Source organism: Shewanella vaxholmensis, assembly GCF_031932135.1.
Taxonomy (GTDB): domain Bacteria; phylum Pseudomonadota; class Gammaproteobacteria; order Enterobacterales; family Shewanellaceae; genus Shewanella; species Shewanella hafniensis.
Map to the genome: position 1 here is coordinate 25045 of NZ_JAUOEV010000020.1, position 17606 is coordinate 42650.

18 protein-coding genes are annotated in these 17606 nt (G+C 46.0%); 13 read left to right on the forward strand and 5 right to left on the reverse strand.

Annotated features, from left to right (window positions below; translation table 11 throughout):
* The first annotated feature begins 504 nt into the window (after positions 1 to 504).
* The 9 genes from Q4Q46_RS16135 (at position 505) to Q4Q46_RS16175 (ending at position 8113) form a co-directional block, all read left to right on the forward strand.
* Entirely contained in the window at positions 505 to 954 is a 450-nt protein-coding gene (locus tag Q4Q46_RS16135; protein ID WP_311906469.1) for a pilin, read from the forward strand.
* A 75-nt stretch (positions 955 to 1029) separates the two neighbouring features.
* Entirely contained in the window at positions 1030 to 2742 is a 1713-nt protein-coding gene (pilB, locus tag Q4Q46_RS16140; RefSeq protein WP_311906470.1) for a type IV-A pilus assembly ATPase PilB, read from the forward strand.
* Between the two features lie 123 nt (positions 2743 to 2865).
* Complete coding sequence (locus Q4Q46_RS16145) at positions 2866 to 4131, forward strand: type II secretion system F family protein (RefSeq protein WP_311906471.1); 1266 nt, start codon at positions 2866 to 2868, stop codon at positions 4129 to 4131.
* Between the two features lie 43 nt (positions 4132 to 4174).
* On the forward strand, positions 4175 to 5101 hold the full coding sequence (locus tag Q4Q46_RS16150; protein ID WP_311906472.1) for a prepilin peptidase: 927 nt from the start codon (positions 4175 to 4177) through the stop codon (positions 5099 to 5101).
* A gap of 148 nt (positions 5102 to 5249) precedes the next feature.
* The gene (gene coaE / locus Q4Q46_RS16155) at positions 5250 to 5867 is read left to right on the forward strand and encodes a dephospho-CoA kinase (RefSeq protein WP_311906473.1); all 618 of its coding nucleotides are present in this window, start codon (positions 5250 to 5252) and stop codon (positions 5865 to 5867) included.
* Positions 5860 to 6594: a cell division protein ZapD gene (gene zapD / locus Q4Q46_RS16160; protein WP_311906474.1), complete on the forward strand. Its 735-nt coding sequence runs from the start codon at positions 5860 to 5862 to the stop codon at positions 6592 to 6594. The genes coaE and zapD overlap by 8 nt, the downstream gene beginning before the upstream one ends.
* Positions 6595 to 6667: 73 nt before the next feature.
* Positions 6668 to 6877, forward strand: a complete 210-nt coding sequence (gene yacG, locus Q4Q46_RS16165; protein WP_006083355.1) for a DNA gyrase inhibitor YacG — start codon at positions 6668 to 6670, stop codon at positions 6875 to 6877.
* 76 nt (positions 6878 to 6953) lie between these two features.
* Complete coding sequence (gene mutT / locus Q4Q46_RS16170; RefSeq protein WP_107402786.1) at positions 6954 to 7346, forward strand: 8-oxo-dGTP diphosphatase MutT; 393 nt, start codon at positions 6954 to 6956, stop codon at positions 7344 to 7346.
* A 230-nt stretch (positions 7347 to 7576) separates the two neighbouring features.
* Complete coding sequence (locus Q4Q46_RS16175) at positions 7577 to 8113, forward strand: thioredoxin family protein (RefSeq protein ID WP_311906475.1); 537 nt, start codon at positions 7577 to 7579, stop codon at positions 8111 to 8113.
* A gap of 64 nt (positions 8114 to 8177) precedes the next feature.
* Here Q4Q46_RS16175 and Q4Q46_RS16180 read toward each other — a convergent pair whose 3' ends face one another.
* Entirely contained in the window at positions 8178 to 9104 is a 927-nt protein-coding gene (locus Q4Q46_RS16180) for a Ppx/GppA phosphatase family protein (protein ID WP_006084375.1), read from the reverse strand.
* Positions 9105 to 10421 carry an ATP-dependent RNA helicase RhlB gene (rhlB, locus tag Q4Q46_RS16185; RefSeq protein ID WP_006083359.1) on the reverse strand — a complete coding sequence of 439 codons (1317 nt, stop codon included), beginning with the start codon at positions 10419 to 10421 and terminating at the stop codon, positions 9105 to 9107.
* Between the two features lie 152 nt (positions 10422 to 10573).
* On the opposite strand from rhlB, the gene trxA reads away from it, so the two are divergent.
* Positions 10574 to 10900: a thioredoxin TrxA gene (trxA, locus tag Q4Q46_RS16190; protein WP_006083360.1), complete on the forward strand. Its 327-nt coding sequence runs from the start codon at positions 10574 to 10576 to the stop codon at positions 10898 to 10900.
* 209 nt (positions 10901 to 11109) lie between these two features.
* Complete coding sequence (gene rho, locus Q4Q46_RS16195; protein WP_006083361.1) at positions 11110 to 12375, forward strand: transcription termination factor Rho; 1266 nt, start codon at positions 11110 to 11112, stop codon at positions 12373 to 12375.
* Positions 12376 to 12422: 47 nt separating this feature from the next.
* On the opposite strand, the gene Q4Q46_RS16200 is transcribed toward rho, so the two are convergent.
* Positions 12423 to 13355: a LysR family transcriptional regulator gene (locus Q4Q46_RS16200; RefSeq protein ID WP_311906476.1), complete on the reverse strand. Its 933-nt coding sequence runs from the start codon at positions 13353 to 13355 to the stop codon at positions 12423 to 12425.
* 134 nt (positions 13356 to 13489) lie between these two features.
* On the opposite strand from Q4Q46_RS16200, the gene Q4Q46_RS16205 reads away from it, so the two are divergent.
* Positions 13490 to 14512 (forward strand): zinc-binding alcohol dehydrogenase family protein, encoded by a 1023-nt coding sequence (locus tag Q4Q46_RS16205; protein ID WP_311906477.1) that lies wholly within the window; start codon positions 13490 to 13492, stop codon positions 14510 to 14512.
* Positions 14509 to 14793, forward strand: coding sequence for a putative quinol monooxygenase (locus Q4Q46_RS16210; protein WP_006084381.1), 285 nt, complete (start codon positions 14509 to 14511; stop codon positions 14791 to 14793). Before Q4Q46_RS16205 ends, Q4Q46_RS16210 begins: the two co-directional genes overlap by 4 nt.
* 49 nt (positions 14794 to 14842) lie before the next feature.
* On the opposite strand, the gene Q4Q46_RS16215 is transcribed toward Q4Q46_RS16210, so the two are convergent.
* Positions 14843 to 15574 carry a fumarate reductase iron-sulfur subunit gene (locus tag Q4Q46_RS16215; protein WP_311906478.1) on the reverse strand — a complete coding sequence of 244 codons (732 nt, stop codon included), beginning with the start codon at positions 15572 to 15574 and terminating at the stop codon, positions 14843 to 14845.
* The gene (locus tag Q4Q46_RS16220; RefSeq protein WP_311906479.1) at positions 15574 to 17580 is read right to left on the reverse strand and encodes a fumarate reductase flavoprotein subunit; all 2007 of its coding nucleotides are present in this window, start codon (positions 17578 to 17580) and stop codon (positions 15574 to 15576) included. The genes Q4Q46_RS16215 and Q4Q46_RS16220 overlap by 1 nt, the downstream gene beginning before the upstream one ends.
* Positions 17581 to 17606: the final 26 nt, after the last annotated feature.

The following is a 17606-nucleotide window of genomic DNA, read 5'->3' on the forward strand; positions in this document are numbered from 1 at the left end:
TTGTTATAACCTAACATACCAACAAGCCAAGTTTTTATACAAAAATAACACTTTATTAGTACTTTATACTTAAAAGTTGTTTCTTTTATCTTAACTTTGTACTAACTTTTACCAAGGCGAGATGGCCGTTTGGTCAACCTCACCTAAGGTCAGCACTGGAATGTTTGTCAAAGCACTCTAATTTGCGTTTTTGAGGAGCACATTTTGAGGGACATTAGCCTAAGGTGCGGTTACCGAAAGGATTTATTCAAAAAATCATTAGCTTCGTAAAATGAACGTGACTTTGAATAAATCAGCATGAGTCATTACACATGGGTCATTCAAGATCATCGGTGTACTGTTAATGTTATCAAGATCATGCAAGTGATTTTATTAACATAAATGAGTAAATAGAGTTTAACGGAACAAAATAATTTATAGGGTAGAACAGTGATTAGGTTAAACACTCTATTCAACCCTTACTGCAACCATAGCAAGTCACTAAATAGTTAGCTGGAGAGAAAAATGAAGGCCATGAATTTAAACAAAGCATTAAATAAAAAAGCTCAGGGTTTTACTCTGATCGAACTGATGATCGTAGTTGCCATTATCGGTATTTTGGCAGCAATTGCACTGCCAGCATACAAAACATATACGGACAAAGCTAAGTTTACTGAAGTAATTCAAGCTGCTACGATTTTTAAGACATCAGCAGAAGTTGCGGTTCAAACTAAAGACAATGCAGGGGCTGCACTCACAGTTGATGATTTAGATGCTGGAGCATTTGGAATTCCAGTAGCAGTTGTTGACTCTAATGGAGATCATGTTGCAGGCGTCAACATGGCAGATGGTGTAATAACAGCTACATCTTCAGTGGGATTAGGAAGTGTCACCTATACATTGACTGCTACGGTAGCGAATGGAGCAGTTACATGGGATCAAGGTGGTACTTGCGAAGCTGCTGGACTTTGTTAATCATTTAATTTGTTTTTTAAATGTAAGGTAGATTGTATGACTTAATACTACCTTACATTTTTCTAAGGTCATGTAATGCCAACATCAGGTCTTCATCTAGGTTTATCTACCCTCTTTATCCGTAAGGGCCTGCTAAATGAAGAGCAAATGGCAAATGCCATCACAAAATCCCGTCAGAATAAACATGGACTAGTGAGCACCTTAGTCCAAGAGAAACTAATCTCTGCTCGCGCTATTGCGGAACTATGTTATGAAGAATACGGCACACCGTTATTGGATTTGAATGAATTTGATCTCGCCTCCATTCCAGAAGATTTCCTCAATAAAAAACTGATTGAAAAACATCGCTGCTTACCCTTATTTAAACGTGGGAATCGCCTCTATATCGGCACATCCGATCCGACCAATATTGCCGCCCTCGAAGATTTCCAATTTAGCGCAGGCCTGCATGCCGAAGCCATTCTGGTTGAAGAAGATAAACTCGCTAAGGCGCTTGAAAAAATCCTTGAAGAAGATATCAGCGGGCTCGATATCAGTAGCATGGATGAGGCGGCGCTAGCGGGGATTGAAATTACCGATACAGATAGGCGCCATGAAGAGCCTACAGGCGATAGTAGCGATGATGCGCCTATCGTTATCTATATCAATAAAATTTTAACCGATGCCATCCGTAAGGGTGCTTCGGATTTACACTTCGAACCCTACGAGAAGCGCTACCGTATTCGTTTTCGCATTGACGGTATTCTGCACGAAGTATCAGAACCCCCAGTTAGCCTTGCCAGCCGTTTATCAGCGCGGCTAAAAGTGATGTCGAAACTCGATATTGCCGAACGCCGCGTACCACAAGACGGCCGTATTAAGATGAAACTTTCCCGCACTAAGTCCATTGACTTTCGGGTAAGCACTTTGCCAACCCTGTGGGGCGAAAAAATTGTAATGCGGATTTTGGACTCATCCTCCGCACAATTAGGCATTGAAAAGCTCGGCTACGAGCCCGACCAAGAAAAACTTTACCTTGAAATGTTAGCAAAACCTCAAGGCATGATTTTAGTGACCGGTCCTACAGGTTCAGGTAAAACCGTCTCTCTCTATACTGGGTTAAATATTCTCAATACCGAAGAGCGCAATATTTCTACCGCAGAAGATCCGGTTGAGATTAACCTTGAAGGCGTGAACCAAGTCCACATTAATTTAAAAGCAGGTCTCACTTTCGCCTCTGCTTTACGTTCATTCCTACGCCAAGACCCCGATGTGGTGATGGTGGGTGAAATCCGCGATCTTGAAACCGCCGAAATTGCCATTAAAGCGGCGCAAACAGGACACTTAGTCTTATCGACCTTACACACAAACTCGGCAGCCGAAACCTTAACCCGTTTAATCAACATGGGTGTACCTGGCTACAACATAGCTAGCTCTGTGAATCTGATTATTGCCCAGCGTTTAGCCCGTCGTCTATGCCCCGAATGTAAACAAGCGGAAGTAATCCCAGAGCATGAATTACTGCGCCTAGGCTTTGCCCAAGCACAAATTACTCAAGGCTTTACCACCTTTAAACCTGTTGGTTGCGAACATTGTTCAGGCGGCTACAAAGGCCGAGTCGGTATTTACGAAGTAATGAAGATGTCCGATGAGATAGCGCGTACTATCATGGAGGGTGGTAATTCTTTGCAAATTGCCTCCCAAGCTAAAGCCCAAGGAATGCGAGATTTACGGCAATCAGGATTATTAAAGGTACTCCATGGCGTAACGAGTATTGCTGAAGTCAACCGAGTCACGAGTTTCGACTAAACTCCATATCCATACAAAAGAATGGGCAATAAAACTACCACTTTCAATATTTATGCTTAATACTTAACGTCTGTATTAATAATCTTATCCCCTTAATTTAATAAGAATTATCTAGGAAACATTATGGCTACGGCAACCACAGTAAAAAAGCCTCGCGCCAATAAGAACGACAAAAAGAGCCAACCTAAAATTTATACCTTCGAATGGAAGGGGCTCAATCGTGATGGCAAAAAAACTGGCGGAGAGTTAAAGGGGACTACCGTAGCCGAAATAAAAAGTCAGCTTAAACAGCAAGGTGTCAACCCAAAGGTTGTCCGCAAAAAAGCCTCACCATTATTCTCACGCAATCCTGATATCAAGGCCATGGACATCGCCATGGTGACTCGGCAAATCGCCACTATGTTAGCCGCAGGCGTTCCTTTAGTGACCACCATAGAAATGCTTGGTCGGGGTCACGAAAAGCAAAAAATGCGCGAACTACTCGGCACTGTGCTATCAGAAATTCAATCGGGCATTCCACTTTCAGACTCGCTACGTCCTCATAGACGTTACTTCGATGACTTATATGTCGACCTTGTCGCGGCAGGAGAGCATTCAGGCTCGCTCGATGCGGTATTCGATCGTATTGCCACTTATAGGGAAAAAGCCGAGCAGCTGAAATCTAAAATTAAAAAAGCCATGTTTTATCCCGCAGCCGTAGTCGTGGTGGCCATTTTAGTGACCACACTGCTACTACTCTTTGTGGTGCCGCAATTCGAAGAGATTTTTAATAGCTTTGGTGCTGAACTCCCTGCATTTACCCAGTTCATTATTGGCATATCACGTTTTTTACAAAGTTCTTGGTATATATTCTTTGCCGCCATTGTCATCAGTATTTGGTTGTTTATACGCGCCCACCGTAACTCACAAGTCGTTCGGGATAGAGTCGATGAGTTGGTGCTCAAAATTCCCGTTATCGGTAATATTTTGCATAAAGCTGCCATGGCACGTTTTTCCCGCACCTTAGCCACGACATTTGCCGCTGGCGTCCCCTTAATCGATGGTATGGAATCTGCCGCTGGCGCATCGGGTAATGCGGTTTATCGTAAAGCCTTACTCAAAGTACGCCAAGAAGTGATGGCAGGCATGCAAATGAACGTGGCTATGCGCACCACTGGACTATTTCCCGATATGTTGATCCAAATGGTGATGATAGGTGAAGAGTCTGGATCACTGGATAATATGCTCAATAAAGTCGCCAATATTTATGAAATGCAAGTGGATGATGCCGTTGATGGCTTATCAAGCCTGATAGAGCCTATTATGATGGTGGTTATCGGGACACTTGTAGGTGGTTTGATTGTAGGCATGTACCTACCTATCTTCCAAATGGGAAATGTCGTAGGCTAACGCTTCACTTCAATAATAGAAAAGTTAATAACAAGAACAGCTAATGAATGAATTTATCTCTCTTTTGAGCCAGTCTCTAAACCAGAGTCCTTGGCTCTTTATTACTTTAAGCTTTATTTTTTCCGCTACCATTGGTAGTTTTTTAAATGTGGTGATCCACAGATTTCCTGTGATGATGAAACGGGAATGGCAGCAAGAATGCAATCAGTATTTGCAGGAATACCACGAAGACATAGTCAAAAAAATAGGGATTGACCAACTCAATAAACCTATTGATGACTTCCCTGAAAAGTATAATCTTGTTGTCCCAGGCTCAGCCTGCCCTAAGTGCAAAACGTCGATTAAACCTTGGCATAATTTACCCCTATTAGGCTGGTTAATGCTCAAGGGAAAATGCGCCGCTTGTCACGCCCCTATTTCTGCCCGCTACCCCATTATTGAATTCGTCACAGGGCTACTTATCGCGACTTTAGCTTGGCATTTTGGTCCAAGCTGGCAGTTTGTTTTTGCGAGCATACTCACCTTTGTGCTTGTAGCACTGACAGGTATCGATCTTGATGAGATGTTGCTCCCCGACCAAATGACGCTACCGTTGCTTTGGCTCGGCTTGATAATCAATCTAAATCATACCTTTGCGAGCCCAACCGATGCCATTATCGGCGCGGCGGCAGGCTATTTGAGTCTATGGTCCATTTTCTGGTTGTTTAAAATCCTCACAGGTAAAGAAGGCATGGGTTATGGCGACTTTAAATTACTCGCCGTGTTCGGTGCTTGGCTTGGCTGGCAAATGCTGCCGCTGGTGATTTTACTTTCGTCCCTCGTTGGCGCAGTCGTTGGCATCACTATGATTGTCAGTAAACGCCTGAAACAAGGGAATCCAATCCCATTTGGCCCCTATATTGCCGCAGCTGGCTGGATAGCCCTAATATGGGGTCAACCTATAGTGGATTGGTACTTAAGTACGTTATAGAACAAGCTTCACTTAAGGATAACGGAACGTTCGCAAGCTCACTCACTGAACGCTTCGCTTACCGTAAGGGCGAAGCCCGTTCCGTAGACTGTAAGGACGAAGTCCGTCCTAGCAGCGTAGCGCCCTTCATAGCTTTTAAGAGAGTTTTATGTCCAAATTTGTCGTTGGCCTTACAGGCGGCATCGGCAGCGGTAAAACGACTGTTGCCAATTTGTTCGCCGCCGAAGGGGTTGCCTTAGTCGACGCCGATATCGTTGCCCGCGAGGTAGTCGCTCCGGGTTCAAAAGGACTGGAAGCGATCGTAACTCATTTTGGTGCTGAGATATTAACACCAGAGGGTGAACTCGATCGCGCCAAGTTGCGGCAGCGGATATTTAGCCATCCAGAAGAGCGCGAATGGCTAAACCAACGATTACACCCCATGATCCGCCAAGAAATGCTAGCGCAGGTAGAAAAAGCGACCTCTGCCTATGTAATTATGGTCGTACCCTTGCTATTTGAGAACGGGTTAGATAGTTTAGTCAATCGGACTTTAGTGGTGGATATTTCGCCTGAGTTGCAAGTAAATCGCACCGTAAAACGTGACAATGTTGATGCATCTCAAGTTAATAACATCATTAGTAGCCAATGTAGTCGCAGCGAAAAACTCGCTAGAGCCGACGACATTATTGATAATCAAGGAGAGATATCAACCTTAAAACGAGAGGTGCTAGCATTGCACCAGCGATATTTACAACTTTCTGGTACTGATAACGCCCATGACTGAATTAGTTTACGAACAGCCCCTAAACGAGAAAATTCGCAGCTACTTGCGGCTCGAATACCTCGATAAACAGCTGCAAAGTAACCTAAATCATGACCACCACCATAGATGTTTTTATCCGCTGTTTTCCCTCTGTGAATTGTCCGAACGCTGTGATTATCGTAATGAAGTATTAAAAGATATTGAGCGGCACTTGCTGCAACTGAGCAAATGGCAAGAATTAGATCACGTCGACCACCAGCAAATCGACCTTTATATCAACGCCCTCACCCGAGCCCGCGAACCGTTGCAAAAGCCCGACCGCTTCGGCAGCCAACTAAAACAAGACAGATTCATTTCCGCACTAAGACAACGCTTTGGCATGCCGGGCGCCTGCTGCAACTTCGATCTGCCGCAATTGCATTATTGGCTAGCAAAGCCTTGGGAAGAAAAACAGCAAGACTATCGCACTTGGATAGCGCATTTCGAACCTTTACTCACCCCCATCACACTATTACTCCAACTTACCCGCAGCACAGCCCATTACGACAATGCCGTTGCCCATGCAGGTTTTTATCAGGGCGACAGTGCTCAAGCACTTGCTTTGGTGCGAGTCAAAGTCGATGTCTCCCACGGGTGTTATCCTACGATTAGCGGCCATAAAAACCGTTTTGCAATCCATTTTGTGCAGTTTGAACAACAACGCCACTCCGACCGTTCGATTGATTTCTTACTGGCTACCTGTGCATGAAGCCTTTACACTAATGGCCTGAAAGACATTAGTATTGGCGGCCGCTGTATCGCCGTTAACCAAGAGAACAATTATGCCATTGACCGTTAACTGCCCTATCTGCAAAGCCCCTGTCGAATGGGTGCCACAATCTGCATTTAAACCTTTTTGCAGCGAGCGCTGTAAGCTCATCGACCTCGGCGATTGGGCATCAGAAAAGCATGTCATTCCGGTTAAAGCCGAATTTGATCCCGAAGCTTTTGATGAATTTGATCTCGATGAAGGCGATTTTTTTAAAGAATAATGCGAAGCGCTAACAGCTCAGCTTACGCCATCACAGCGATTGATTTGCCCAACTCTCTACTCAATAGATAAATATTATGACTAAACGCATCCATGTTGCCGTCGGCATTATTACTAACTCGGCCGGTGAAATTCTGTTGGCAAAACGCCCAGACCATTTACATCAAGGTGGGAAATGGGAATTTCCTGGCGGCAAAGTTGAGGCGGGCGAAACGGTCACTCAAGCGCTGATCCGTGAACTCAAAGAGGAAGTTGCACTCGATGTCACCGATAGTCAGCCATTTATGGCGCTGAGTTTCGATTATCCCGATAAACAAGTGCTACTCGATATCCATTCGGTCACTGAGTTTAACGGCACAGCCCAAGGCCTCGAAGGTCAGCTTATCGCTTGGGTCACTAAAGCCGATTTAATTAATTATGACTTCCCCGAGGCTAACAAGCCTATTTTAGAAAAAATTCTCGCTCAGTAATCGAGCCATTTACCTCATTATTTCAATGCGCTCTATCCCCGAATCGCAATTCGGGGATGTGCTTTTTCAATGTCTTAACTCCGCAAACCATGCAATCCTGTGATCGTTAAGCTTATAGATATTAGCAATGCGTGATCTAGCTTGCAGCAAATCAATGATCCGCTTTAATCGCATCAAGAATAATGTTTGAATCAAGCTTCATTCTTTCTCTTCGATTTTAAGGGCGCATCATGCACAATAACGTTAAGGCATTAATAGCCACTACTGCCTTATTTTTTAGTTGTCAGGTACTAGCCAATGGTGGCTGTGGATTTGAAGAACAACAACAGGGCTTAATTGCGACCTGCAGCGAGGAGAAACAAGAAGTGATTTTAACTGGCATAGTCGAAGCACAACATTTAGTCACAGATCTCAATGAGTTTGCCGAAGGGTATAAAAGCTACCAGGTCGACACTGCGGCAATCACTCCGCTTAAAAGCGTCACCGAACCAACTGAAATTATTGTGATCATTGGTACTTGGTGTCCAGATTGTCACCGTGAAACACCGCGCTTTATCCGTATCATGGAAGAAGTCGCCAATCCCAATATCAAAGTGACCTATATTGGTGTCGACCGGACGAAGAAAGATCCCGAAGGCTTAGCTGCCAAATACGACTTTACCCGTATTCCAACCTTTATTGTGCTACAGCAAGGTAAAGAAGTTGGCCGTATCGTAGAGCGCCCAACCGTTTCCTTAGAGAAAGATCTCGCCGATTTATTGAAATAAGCGACGCAGTACACAATAAAGGCCGCATAGCGGCCTTTGGTTTTTATCATGTTTCAATAAAATATTAGCTCGCTTCGTCAATAATTCGCTGCGCGAGCATCACTAAAACACCTTCACGTAATGCGCCGCCAGATAAGGCTAAATGCTCTATCCCCAGCAACTCAAACAAAGCCAATAAAATAGCGACACCCGCTGCAAAAGTCGGTGCTCGCTCGCTACAAAGCCCAGCGATCCCCGTTAAGCCAATGTCTTCTTGTGCGAGAATTTCAGCCTTCAGCAGAGTGAGCACATCGAGCGTTATCGTTTCAGATAAGCCACGGTGAAGCAGGACTTCAACCACAGATTGCACCGCGCCAGAGGCGCCAACAACACAATGCCAGCCTAGATCGCGCAGTGTTTGTCTATGCTCAGCTAATGCGGTTAGCACTTGCTGCTTAGCATCATCAAAATCTAACTGCTGCAGCGGTAAGCTACTAAAAAATTGGCGATTATAAGTCACGCTACCAAAGGGCAAACTGGTTTTGAACAACACTTGATGCCCATCACCGATAATAAACTCAGTACTCGCCCCGCCGATATCTATCACTAAACGGCGCCCTTGACCACAGGTGGTTGCCACCATGCCTTGATAGATAAGCTCAGCTTCACGCATGCCTGAGATGATTTCAATTGGATGACCAAGGAGTGGCAATGCACGCCGATTAAACTCATCGGCATTACTGATACTGCGAAGGGTTGCAGTAGCAATCACAGCAACATGATTTGCTTCAATCTTATGTTGCACCAACATTTGGGCAAACATACTCAAACAGTCGAGGCCGCGCTGCATCACGTCATGGCTTAAGTTGCCATCGTCGCCTATACCTTCGGCGAGCCTCACCTTGCGTTTATATTTCGCAATAATATGCGGCTGACCACCACGAGTTTTGGCGATCAGCATATTAAAACTGTTTGAGCCTAATGTTATAGCGGCATAAGCGGGTGTTGGCATTTACGAATGTCTACGTGTCCTATCATGACGAGGAGGGCGAGCACCACTGCGTTGCGCACCTGGACGACTTGTCCCAGAACGATCACGCAGGTTTCGAGTGCCGCTCGGGTGTTTACGGTGGATCTTCGCTGGCGTTGGAATATCGGCCAATAAAGCTTCACTGTCGTAATTACTCACTGGAATTGAATGATTAATATAGCTTTCGATTGCTGGCAAGTTCAACGCGTACTCTTCACAGGCAAAGCTTATCGACATGCCCTTATTACCCGCACGACCCGTACGACCGATTCGGTGCACATAGTCTTCACAATCATCAGGTAAATCATAGTTATACACGTGTGAAACGTCAGAAATATGTAAACCGCGAGCCGCAACATCGGTAGCAACCAATATATCTAATTGACCACTGGTAAACTGCTCAAGAATACGAATACGTTTTTTCTGTGGCACATCACCCGTTAACAAACCCACGCGATGTCCATCACCTTCAAGCCAAGACCAAAGCGTTTCACAGCTGTGCTTAGTGTTAGAGAAAACGATGGCCTTTTCTGGCCAATCTTCTTCAATCAAGGTCAGCAACAAACGCATCTTCTCTTCTTGCGAAGGATAGAAGATTTCTTCTTTGATGTTTTTAGAGGTTTTTTCTTCAGGGGCGATTTCGACTTTAACTGGCTCGTTCATATGATCGTAAGCCAGCTCTTGCACTTTCATCGACAAGGTTGCCGAAAATAGCATATTAAGACGTTGATTTGCCTCAGGCATACGTCTAAACAAGAAGCGGATATCTTTGATAAAACCTAGATCGAACATACGATCGGCTTCATCTAATACTACAGCCTGAATCGAATTCAGACCGATAATGCCTTGGCGAACGTAGTCGATAATTCGACCCGTAGTACCAATCAAGATATCAACACCTTGATCTAATACTTTACGCTGTACATCGTAACTTTCGCCGCCATAAACAATACCCACCTTTAAGTGAGTGTGTTTAGCGAGTAAAATCGCATCTTTAGCAATCTGAATCGCCAGTTCGCGAGTCGGAGCCATAATGATGGCGCGGGGCTGATTAATCAGTCGACCTTCAGGTACGGGAGTCGATAATAAGTGATTAAAAGTGGCGACCAAAAAGGCCATTGTCTTGCCAGTGCCCGTTTGTGCTTGACCAGCGATATCTTTTGATTGAAGTAATACAGGCAGTGATAACGCCTGGATCGGCGTACAAAATTCGAAGCCATTCTCGGCAAGGGCCTGTTTAACCTCAGGATGTAGAGGTAGGTCGGCAAACCTTTGGGTAGATAGATGTGTTTCGCTCATAGCGCAAGCTTACCTGTTGAGGTTGCAATAAGATACTCGATCGTTTGAAATAGCCACATTGTAAAAAGGTAACTTGAAAAGCTATTTTTCAGCCCCAATATACATGGTAAGCCATTAACAAACCAGCAATGGCACCCAAACTGGAGAACATCATGAGCGATAAAATTATATACCTGAGTGACGACAGCTTCGAAAACGACGTATTAAAGTCTGATTTGCCAGTATTGGTAGACTTCTGGGCCGAGTGGTGTGGTCCTTGTAAAATGATCGCTCCAATTTTAGACGATGTGTCTGAAGAATATGCAGGCCGCGTGACTATCGCAAAATTAAACGTTGACCAAAACAATGTTTCTCCAGCGAAATATGGCGTTCGTGGCATCCCAACTTTACTGTTATTCAAGAACGGCGAATTAGCCGCAACTAAAGTTGGTGCGCTATCAAAAACGCAATTAAAAGAGTTTATCGACGCGCAAATCTAATTTGATGTGGTAATGAGTGACCTCCGGCACAAGCTATAAATTAATTGTGCCGGAATTTCCCTAAATTTCTGGACGCCCCGCTTTGTTAGTGCTACTTTAATAACCAGATTCTTTCTAATAACCTCTTCTCGCTCGTCAATCACTATCCTGAATTACATCCTTACTGATTGATCGCGGTAAGCTTTGTCGCGTAACACAAGACCCCCAAAATGAACTTAACTGAATTAAAAGACACGCCGATTTCTGACCTAGTCTCGCTAGCTGAAAATATGAAGCTCGAAAATATGGCCCGCGCTCGCAAGCAGGACATTATTTTCTCAATCCTTAAAGCCCACGCAAAAAGTGGAGAAGACATTTTCGGTGGTGGGGTATTAGAAATACTCCAAGACGGTTTCGGCTTCTTACGCAGCTCAGACGGTTCTTATTTAGCTGGTCCAGATGACATCTATGTCTCACCAAGCCAAATTCGCCGCTTTAACATGCGAACGGGTGATACCATTTTTGGTAAAATTCGCCCACCGAAAGAAGGCGAGCGTTATTTTGCCCTATTGAAAGTCAACGAAGTTAACTTCGATAAACCAGAAAACTCCCGTAATAAAATCCTCTTTGAAAACTTAACCCCACTCCACGCAGAAGAACGTATGCGTATGGAGCGTGGCAACGGCTCAACTGAAGATATTACCGCACGTATTCTGGATTTATGCTCACCGATTGGTAAAGGTCAACGTGGTTTGATCGTTGCACCACCAAAAGCCGGTAAAACGCTATTACTTCAAGGTATTGCTCAAAGCATCAGCTACAACAACCCAGAAGTGGTGTTGATGGTATTGTTGATCGACGAACGTCCAGAAGAAGTAACCGAGATGCAACGCCTCGTTAAAGGTGAAGTAATCGCATCAACCTTCGATGAGCCAGCCAGCCGTCACGTTCAAGTTGCCGAAATGGTGATTGAAAAAGCCAAACGCTTGGTTGAACACAAGAAAGACGTGGTTATCCTACTCGATTCTATTACTCGTCTAGCCCGTGCCTATAACACTGTTATCCCGTCATCGGGCAAAGTGTTAACCGGTGGTGTGGATGCAAACGCCCTGCACCGTCCAAAACGCTTCTTCGGTGCGGCACGTAACATCGAACACGGCGGCAGCTTGACCATTATCGCCACTGCTTTGGTTGATACTGGTTCTAAGATGGACGAAGTGATCTACGAAGAATTTAAAGGTACAGGTAACCAAGAGCTGCATCTGTCACGTAAAGCGGCAGAAAAGCGTGTGTTCCCAGCCATTGACTTCAATCGCAGTGGTACGCGTCGTGAAGAAAAACTCACGACTCAAGAAGAACTGCAAAAAATGTGGATCCTGCGTAAGATTTTAAATCCTATGGATGAAGTCAGCGCAATGGAATTCTTAATCGACAAATTGGCTATGACCAAGACTAACGAAGAATTCTTTACCGCCATGAAACGCGCTAAGTCTTAATCTTCGCGAGTCGCTAAAAAAGCCGCATCATGCGGCTTTTTTGTTTCTTAAATCCTAAGATTTTTTACTGCCAGTATTTGACCTAAGCTTTTACTCAAAGCCTGTGTGCGCTGCCGCAGCATTTCCCGCAGCAACAAGACAACAGGCGTCACATGCTCGCGTCCTGGGCACACTAAGTACAAATCGACTGGCTCACCTTGATACTCAGGCAACAATCGTACTAACCGCCCTGAAATTAAGTCATCCGCCAGATCTAGACTCGACTTAAATACCAATCCTTTACCCGCCACAGCCCAACGACGAGCTATTTCCGCATCGTTAGCACTACGGTTGCCCGTGACACGCACTTTATATTCTTGGCCGTCACGCCTAAATTGCCATTGGTCGTGAGTTCGCTCATCTAACTTATAAAACAAACAATTATGCTCTATCAGCTGTTCTAATGAATCTGGTACACCAAACTCGGCCAAATATTCTGGCGAGGCGCACAAGACACGATCAACACTGCAGAGCGGAAATGCCACTTGGTTTGAGTCCTGCGGTTTGCCGTAACGCACCGCGACATCAATTTTATCGTGATAAAAGCTGCTGATATTATCGCCAAGATGCAAACGCACTTGCAGCTGTGGGAAATCGAGCAAGAACTCATCGAGCCAAGGCACAAACAGATTACGGCCAAAATCCGAAGAAACCGACAGGCTTAAGGTGCCGGATATCTTACCTTTGTCACTGGCGATGGCTTGCTCGCCGAGCGCTAAATCGCTTAAAGCACGACGACAATGAATAAGATAACGCTCACCTTGTACTGTCAAACGTAAGCTGCGAGTTGTACGGATAAATAAGCTAGTATCGAGCTGTTTTTCAAGCCGTTTTATTGCGGCACTGGCAGAAGCGGCGGAGATATCCATCTCGGCCGCAGCGGCAGAAATGTTGCCACAATCGGCGACCCGCACGAACAAAGCTAAATCATTAATCAACATGATTATCAAAAATCCTTTGAAAAAATTACAAACTTTACCCTGTTTATCTCTTAGCTAATATTCCACACAATGGCAACAGGATACAAGTACACTCAAACAGATCGACTCCAGCCAGTACACCCAGAGGAATAGACATGAAAGCCATTGGTTACCAAACTGCAGGTGCAATCACAGCACCCAATGCATTAGAAGACATCACGTTAGCCGAACCGGCGGCAACAGGTTTTGACCTCTTGGTGGAAGTCAAAGCTATTTCCGTCAATCCGGTCGACACTAAAATCCGCGCATCCAGCTCGGCACCTGTGGGCGAATATAAGATCATCGGCTGGGATGCCGTCGGCGTCGTCAAAGCAGTTGGCGAAAACGTCAGTCTTTTCAACGTCGGCGATGAAGTGTGGTACGCGGGCGATATTAGCCGCAGCGGCAGTTATGCCCAATATCAATTGGTTGATGAGCGAATTGTCGGCCATAAACCTAAGAGTTTAACTTATGCCCAAGCGGCGGCATTACCCTTAACCGGAATTACAGCATGGGAGATTCTATTCGACCGCTTAGGTCTACCCCAAGATGGTTCGGCAACTGACGCCCGTATTTTAATTATCGGCGCGGCAGGCGGCGTTGGCTCTATCATCACTCAGCTGGCGGTAAAACTCACAGGGGCAGAGGTGATTGGCACTGCTTCTCGCCCAGAATCCACCGCTTGGGTGCAAAAACTCGGCGCCGATGCGGTCATAGACCACACTCAATCACTCTCGGGCGAACTTGCCAATATTGGCATTGCTGATGTGACCCATGTGATTAGCTTGACCCAAACCGATCAACACTTCGATGAGATCGTACAAGTGCTTAAGCCACAAGGGAAACTGGCGTTAATCGATGATCCTAAAGGGCCATTAGATGTGATGAAACTCAAGCGTAAGAGCCTGTCACTACATTGGGAGCTGATGTTTACCCGTAGCCTGTATCAAACCGAGGATATGGTAGCCCAGCATCACTTGCTCAACCGCTTAAGCGCCCTTATCGATACAGGCGAGTTAGAGAGTACGTTCGGCGAGCACTACGGCACAATTAATGCTCAGAACTTAATCAAGGCCCACACTCAGATTGAGTCAGGCAAAGCCATAGGTAAAATTGTTTTGGAAGGTTTTAACCAATGAAAATAACGGTATTTGCCCAAATCATAGCGAATCAAGGCCAAAGCGACGCGCTATTTAAGATACTCAAGCAACTCGTGACAGACACTCATACCGAGGCTGGCTGCATCGAATACAAACTGCATCACTCATTAGATGATGAAAATATCTTCTGGATGTATGAAATTTGGCAATCCCAAGCGGCATTGGATGAACATATGGCGAGTGCGCATTTCCAAGCATTTGTCGCCCAAACGGCAGACTTAATCAGTCGAGCTGACATCCATAAAAGCTACGCCTGTTAATCAATAAAAAGCGCCAAACACGTTGGCGCTTTTCATTTTTCATAATGAATTAAATCAAAGTCATGGCCATCTTGCGGCGTAAATAGGCGATTTGCTGCATGTGTGGCAAATCCTTAGGACAGTTGTCTTGGCAGCCGAGTAAAGTCATACAACCAAACACCCCATCCTGATTACCAATCACATGGTAAAAATCCTCGGCACTGCGCGCATCACGGCTATCCATCTCGAAACGGGCTATTTTCATCATGCCTACGGCGCCGACAAAGGTTTCACGCATTTGTTTGGTCGCACAGGCTGAAACACACACGCCGCACTCAACGCAGCGCTCTAGCTCATACAGGCGCGCAGCTTCGTCTGGAACCATTGGATCTTCGAGGCGATGCACGCTGATGTCATTGGCCTTAGGGTGTAACCACAGCTTTAAGCGTTCGGCCAATTCCCGCATAAACTTACCGGTATTGACTGATAGGTCGCCAATCAACTCAAAGCCTGGCAGCGGCATTAGAGTGATTTCGCCCTTAGGATATTTGGCGGTTAAGGTACGACACGCTAACGTCGGGAAACCGTTAATCACCATAGCGCAACTGCCACAAATACCCGCACGACAAACAAAGTCGAACTGCATCGAGGTATCTTGTTCTTCCCTGAGTTTATTGAGGGCAATAAAGACCGTCATCCCCGGCGTTTCAGTGAGCTGATATCGCACCATTTTCGGCTTATCGTTTGGCTCCTGCGGATCATAACGAAAGATATTAAAGGTTAACTGACGACCTTGGCTCATTATGATTTTTCTCCTAACGCATTGGCAGATGGACTTTTTAAAGTATCACTTAAACGTTCATTATTGGGTTGTAAGCTCTCGGGTAATTCAAAGGGCATAAGCGCCCGCTGGCGTTGATAACGATCAGCATCGTCACCTAGCTCGGCTAGAATATTGGCAATCTGTTGCTCACGTTTTTCGGTATCGGGATGCACTATGGCGTTGTTGATGCCATAACCACGATAACCCGGCGGGAGCTCCATCTTCATTACATCCAGCGCTTCGTAATTAAGCACAGGTTCGAGCGCATCGGGATCGGGCCAACTGGCTAAGGTGCGATTTAGCCAATCGCGATCATTACGCTGTGGATAATCTTCTCGAGCATGGGCACCACGGCTCTCTGTTCGTGCCGCTGCGCCGCAGGCCACAGTCAGCGCGACTTTTAGCATGCGCTTGACCCGCAGGGCTTCGACCAGCTCAGGATTGGCGTGACGCTTTTTACACTTAAGCCCAAGTTTACGCGAACGTTCGAGCAGCACTTTAAGTTCAGCGACGGCTTTATCAAGCTCAGGGCCATTACGGAAAATCCCCACATAATCCATCATGATGCGCTGCATTTCGCGTTTGAGTGCAAAGGCGCTCTCGTGACCATCACCCTCGATCAGCAGATCTATTTCACTCTGCACTTGCTGCATAAACCGTTCAGCAAGCTGAGTGTCGATCTCAAGGCTATTGTTCTCACAAAAATCGGCGACATATTTACCAATAATCATGCCGCCAACCACTGTTTCGGCCAGCGAATTACCGCCTAAACGGTTAAAACCATGCATGTCCCAACACGCCGCTTCGCCGACGCTAAACAAGCCTTTAAGCTGCGGGCTTTCACCCGTAGCATTGGTTCGAATGCCGCCCATGGAATAATGCTGCGTTGGCCGTACTGGGATCCAATCCTTAGCGGGATCGATACCGAGGAAGTTCTCACAAATTTCCTGCACTTCCCTAAGGTTAGTTTCGATGTGCTTGCGACCCAGAAGGGTAATATCCAGCCACAAATGCGGTCCATAGGGGCTATCAACGCCCTTCCCTTTCCGTATGTGTTCTGTCATGCGGCGCGATACCACATCCCGCGATGCCAACTCTTTTTTATCGGGCTCATAGTCTGGCATAAAGCGGTAACCGTCTTTATCCCGCAGCAAGCCACCGTCACCGCGGCAGCCTTCTGTGGTTAAAATGCCCACGGGCACGATAGCAGTGGGATGGAATTGTACCGCTTCCATATTGCCAAGGGTGGCAACGCCGGTTTCTAGCGCGAGCGCTTGGCCAATACCTTCGCAGATAATCGCATTGGTCGACACTTCATAAATTCGGCCATATCCGCCAGTGGCGATGGTGGTGGACTTAGCCACATAAGCCCTGAGTTCACCCGTAATCAAACAGCGAGCGATTACCCCATGGCAGCGCTTACCATCGTGAATAAGTGCCAACACTTCGATACGTTCATGGACGGGAATATCCATAGAAATTGCTTTATTATCCATGGCATACAACAGCGAGTGACCCGTACCGTCGGCGGTATAACAAGTGCGCCATTTTTTTGTGCCGCCAAAGTCACGGGCGTTAATTAGTCCATGGGCTTCCTGCGCCTCATGCAAGGTCACTTTTTGCGCGTTAACGATCACATCTCTTGGGCCAGCACTCACCCTCGACCAAGGCACGCCCCACGTCGCCAATTCACGCACCGCCTTAGGTGCACAGTGAGCAAACATCCGCGCGACATCTTGATCGCAGCCCCAATCAGAACCTTTTACCGTATCTTGAAAATGCACGTCTTCATCATCGCCCATGCCTTTTACGGTATTGCCTAAGCTCGCCTGCATGCCGCCTTGGGCAGCTGCAGAGTGGGAACGTTTTGCAGGAATGAGTGACAGAACTAAGGTATCGAGTCCACGTTCTTTGGACGCGATGGCGACCCTTAAGCCAGCAAGTCCGGCACCTACCACCAATGAATCGGTATAAATCAGTTTCACGCCTGCTCCTTAATCGGGTCATTTAT

What these genes read in the sequence shown, in the direction of transcription:
- Q4Q46_RS16135 (WP_311906469.1), top strand. Translation starts at nt 505, where the DNA reads ATGAAGGCCATGAATTTAAACAAAGCATTAAATAAAAAAGCTCAGGGT.
- pilB (WP_311906470.1), top strand. Translation starts at nt 1,030, where the DNA reads ATGCCAACATCAGGTCTTCATCTAGGTTTATCTACCCTCTTTATCCGT.
- Q4Q46_RS16145 (WP_311906471.1), top strand. Translation starts at nt 2,866, where the DNA reads ATGGCTACGGCAACCACAGTAAAAAAGCCTCGCGCCAATAAGAACGAC.
- Q4Q46_RS16150 (WP_311906472.1), top strand. Translation starts at nt 4,175, where the DNA reads ATGAATGAATTTATCTCTCTTTTGAGCCAGTCTCTAAACCAGAGTCCT.
- coaE (WP_311906473.1), top strand. Translation starts at nt 5,250, where the DNA reads ATGTCCAAATTTGTCGTTGGCCTTACAGGCGGCATCGGCAGCGGTAAA.
- zapD (WP_311906474.1), top strand. Translation starts at nt 5,860, where the DNA reads ATGACTGAATTAGTTTACGAACAGCCCCTAAACGAGAAAATTCGCAGC.
- yacG (WP_006083355.1), top strand. Translation starts at nt 6,668, where the DNA reads ATGCCATTGACCGTTAACTGCCCTATCTGCAAAGCCCCTGTCGAATGG.
- mutT (WP_107402786.1), top strand. Translation starts at nt 6,954, where the DNA reads ATGACTAAACGCATCCATGTTGCCGTCGGCATTATTACTAACTCGGCC.
- Q4Q46_RS16175 (WP_311906475.1), top strand. Translation starts at nt 7,577, where the DNA reads ATGCACAATAACGTTAAGGCATTAATAGCCACTACTGCCTTATTTTTT.
- Q4Q46_RS16180 (WP_006084375.1), bottom strand. Translation starts at nt 9,104, where the DNA reads ATGCCAACACCCGCTTATGCCGCTATAACATTAGGCTCAAACAGTTTT.
- rhlB (WP_006083359.1), bottom strand. Translation starts at nt 10,421, where the DNA reads ATGAGCGAAACACATCTATCTACCCAAAGGTTTGCCGACCTACCTCTA.
- trxA (WP_006083360.1), top strand. Translation starts at nt 10,574, where the DNA reads ATGAGCGATAAAATTATATACCTGAGTGACGACAGCTTCGAAAACGAC.
- rho (WP_006083361.1), top strand. Translation starts at nt 11,110, where the DNA reads ATGAACTTAACTGAATTAAAAGACACGCCGATTTCTGACCTAGTCTCG.
- Q4Q46_RS16200 (WP_311906476.1), bottom strand. Translation starts at nt 13,355, where the DNA reads ATGTTGATTAATGATTTAGCTTTGTTCGTGCGGGTCGCCGATTGTGGC.
- Q4Q46_RS16205 (WP_311906477.1), top strand. Translation starts at nt 13,490, where the DNA reads ATGAAAGCCATTGGTTACCAAACTGCAGGTGCAATCACAGCACCCAAT.
- Q4Q46_RS16210 (WP_006084381.1), top strand. Translation starts at nt 14,509, where the DNA reads ATGAAAATAACGGTATTTGCCCAAATCATAGCGAATCAAGGCCAAAGC.
- Q4Q46_RS16215 (WP_311906478.1), bottom strand. Translation starts at nt 15,574, where the DNA reads ATGAGCCAAGGTCGTCAGTTAACCTTTAATATCTTTCGTTATGATCCG.